The following is a 2,918-nucleotide window of genomic DNA, read 5'->3' as shown; positions in this document are numbered from 1 at the left end:
AAGGTGTAGGCAACGTTGCCAAGCGGCGCGATCAGGCCCTCTGACTCACTGTCTGCCTTGTTCTCCAGTGAACTGATGGTCGCATCGCCATCGACGTTGAAGTTGGACGTTGAAGAGATGATCCCCGCATTTAGCGAGACTTCACCACTGAATCCCTTTTGAGGAGGTCCCGGTTGCGCGAAGACAGGAATCGCGATGAACAAGGCCGGGAGGGCGAGGTATTTTTTCATTCTGGAGCTCCTCTGTAATTGCGAACGGGGTGTCGGTGCGTTCATGGCACGCAATCGGTGTCTTTCCCACCTGATATGACTAGGCTGGCGAGGCATAGTTCGATGTCAGACAGGCGTTGGTGAGAAATACGATCACTGTTGATCTGGAAGGCAATGGTTATCCCACTCCGGGCATAATGACGGAGACTTGAGCTGTAGCCCGGAATCCAGCCACCATGACCGTAGACCGGTGCAAGCGGGCCCGACCGGGAAATGGAGATACCGAGGCCATAATAGGCTCCGGGCCTATCGTCGCCGATCGGCACAGACTGAAGCATTGCGTTCAGGATCGCTCCGGATGCTGTATCGCCACCAAACAGCGCAGCTCCCCACTGTGCCAGATCGTGTGAGGTGCTAACCAGTCCGCCGCCTGTCCACTCCAGCGCCGGGTTCCACTTCATAACGCCACTCTCATCGGTTGTTTTTCCCGGGAAAGCAAAGGGGTTGTCGTCAGCAACATACCCGGCAGCGAGGCCCTGAAGCGCGCGTTTATTCGATGCGGTTGTTGCCGTCAGCCCCAGTGGTTCGAGAAACCGGTCGTGAACCTCTTCGTAATAGGCTCGGCCTGTGATGGCTTCAATGACAAGCCCGATGAGAATATAGCCGGTGTCTGTGTAAGCCCATTGCTCGCCGCCCGGGAACTGTGCTTTTGAATCCAGAACGAAACGGACCAGTGCTTCGGGTGGGAATGGGTTTCCGGGTTCCGCCCAGCGTTGTGAAACCGCTTCTGCAAAGGCTGACAGGTACACATGGTTCGGTAAGCCGGATGTATGGTTAAGTAGCTGACGAACAGTCAGGCTCTGATGGTTCGGAACCCGCTGGAACCAGCCGTTCCGACCCAGCCAGGTCGATACGGGGGCGTCCAGATCAATGTTGCGTTCCTGTGCGACCGCCACCATGGTGGCGGCAACGAATGTCTTGCCGATGCTCGCGGCCAGCATTCTCGACGCCGGCGTCATTGGCTCGCGACCTTCTGCATCGGCCCAACCGGCTGCTGCCGAGTGCGAAGAACCATCAGGAAGCACGTAACTGGCGGTTATTCCGGGAAAATCGTACTCGCTCTGAAATCGCTCCAATGCACTCGAGAAAGCGGCGTCCAAGGGCGTATTGGCTGATGGCTCAGCGATGGCCAGGCAGGAGGTCAACCAGGGCAGGCTTACCAGAAGTGACATTTTGAGGCCGGAAACCAGGCCTCTTCGGAAAGTCATGAATGCGTTCACTGTTTGTCCGGAACAACCTCGACAACGCTGTCGGTGCGCGTGAACATACTCGCCCGATGTAACCAGACGATGACAATGGCAATCAACGCGAAAATATAGGTGTCATAGGGCTGGGCGTCGGGCCAGATTGGATTGATGAGCATGAAGTGAAAGACTCCGGGGAGGAGTATGCTTCCCCGGGAAGCATTGAACAGAGGGGTGACAATCACACTCAGTGCAATGGTGCCCGTAAAGAATGGCAGGAATGACCAGGCGCTCTGCTCGGTACCACTCAGCAGAAAAGCGGGCGTGTGCCAAAGCCCCCAGATCACGCCGATGACAAGCGCAGCCCAAACCGGCGCCATTTTGCGCTGCAGAAGCGGAAGTGCCAGGCCTCGCCAACCGAACTCTTCAATCGGACCTTTGATGGCAATCAAAACAAGAGTGACCAGGAAGGATGAAACCGAGGTGAATGGAAAGGTAGTCTCAGACAGGTTGCCCTTGAAGAACGAACCCGCGAAGAAAACAAGGGGGACGCCAAGAAGCAGGAATGCATACCAGGACCATGAGCAGCGCCATAGCAGGGCGCGCCCCAAATGCCGGCGCAATCCTTCTAGCCCGGACCACCGAAAAATCACAATGAACGCCGAGATGGCCGGGGCCCAGACGGCGAGATAGAAAAGCGGGTGTTCGCCGGTGATTTCGCCGAACAGCCCAACCATGGTTTCCGGAAAAAAGATGAAGGCAGCGAGAACGCCCCAGGCGATCCCGAAAGTCAGCAACAAAAACATCGCCATCGACCGAAACGGGATAGCGTCGGGTTGGGTGTCTTGAACTGAAGAGGGCATTGTCGGGATTCCGTGTATAGGGCGGGTGGGGACTGACCCAGTCCCGCTGCACATTCATCATACTCAGAAGATCAGAGGCACTGAAAGAAGTAACCACCAGGCTTGCCATTCATCTGATGGTCTCTTGATATATATCAAGCAGATTGCGGGGCTTGCAGCGATACTGACCAAAATATTGGCTCAAGGGAGTTATGCCATTGATCAGGCAACCGCTACTGGCGTTTCCCCTGGTGTACCTCGGGTGGGCGTACCTTTTCTGGATGCCGGTGCTGCTTTCAGAATCGTCGGTTTGGGCATTTCCAAACCTGATCTGGTTCTTGATCGGCGGGGCCAGCCCCGTCGTTGCCGGTCTTGGTCTGGCCGCTGTGAATGGTGGAAAAGAGAAGTTGGGAGACCTGTGGCGGCGCCTTACGGACTGGCGTCGAATTCCCGGGCGCTGGTGGCTGACCATCCTGTTTTTCTGGCTCGCTTACGATCTTGCCATGGCCGGCCTGGCAATGCTTTTGGGCGTTGCTGGCGAGCCCCTTGATACCAACTGGCAGTTGTTTGTTAATCCCGGGCCCTTGCTGTTTTTGTTGGTTCTTTCCTTTGTGTTTCCGGCA

Annotated in this window: 3 protein-coding genes and 1 pseudogene; 1 reads left to right on the top strand and 3 read right to left on the bottom strand. The window is 56.2% G+C overall.

Features of this window, described 5'->3' with window-relative positions:
• From ACESMW_RS18890 to ACESMW_RS18880, 3 genes are all read right to left on the bottom strand, one after another.
• A partial coding sequence (locus ACESMW_RS18890; protein WP_372988506.1) for a DUF2860 family protein occupies nucleotides 1-230 on the bottom strand: 230 nt, incomplete at its 3' end.
• Nucleotides 231-271: 41 nt separating this feature from the next.
• Nucleotides 272-1,489 (bottom strand): serine hydrolase domain-containing protein, encoded by a 1,218-nt coding sequence (locus ACESMW_RS18885; RefSeq protein WP_372988505.1) that lies wholly within the window; start codon nucleotides 1,487-1,489, stop codon nucleotides 272-274.
• Nucleotides 1,486-2,316: a type II CAAX prenyl endopeptidase Rce1 family protein gene (locus ACESMW_RS18880; protein WP_372988504.1), complete on the bottom strand. Its 831-nt coding sequence runs from the start codon at nucleotides 2,314-2,316 to the stop codon at nucleotides 1,486-1,488. The genes ACESMW_RS18885 and ACESMW_RS18880 overlap by 4 nt, the downstream gene beginning before the upstream one ends.
• A 260-nt stretch (nucleotides 2,317-2,576) precedes the next feature.
• On the opposite strand from ACESMW_RS18880, the pseudogene ACESMW_RS18875 reads away from it, so the two are divergent.
• Nucleotides 2,577-2,918: pseudogene (locus ACESMW_RS18875) on the top strand (CPBP family intramembrane glutamate endopeptidase); the annotation flags it as partial.

The sequence above is a fragment of the Marinobacter sp. genome (assembly GCF_041690455.1).
Lineage (GTDB): Bacteria > Pseudomonadota > Gammaproteobacteria > Pseudomonadales > Oleiphilaceae > Marinobacter.
The sequence above is the reverse complement of the archived record's forward strand: the minus strand, read 5'-3'. Positions and strand labels throughout refer to the sequence as shown.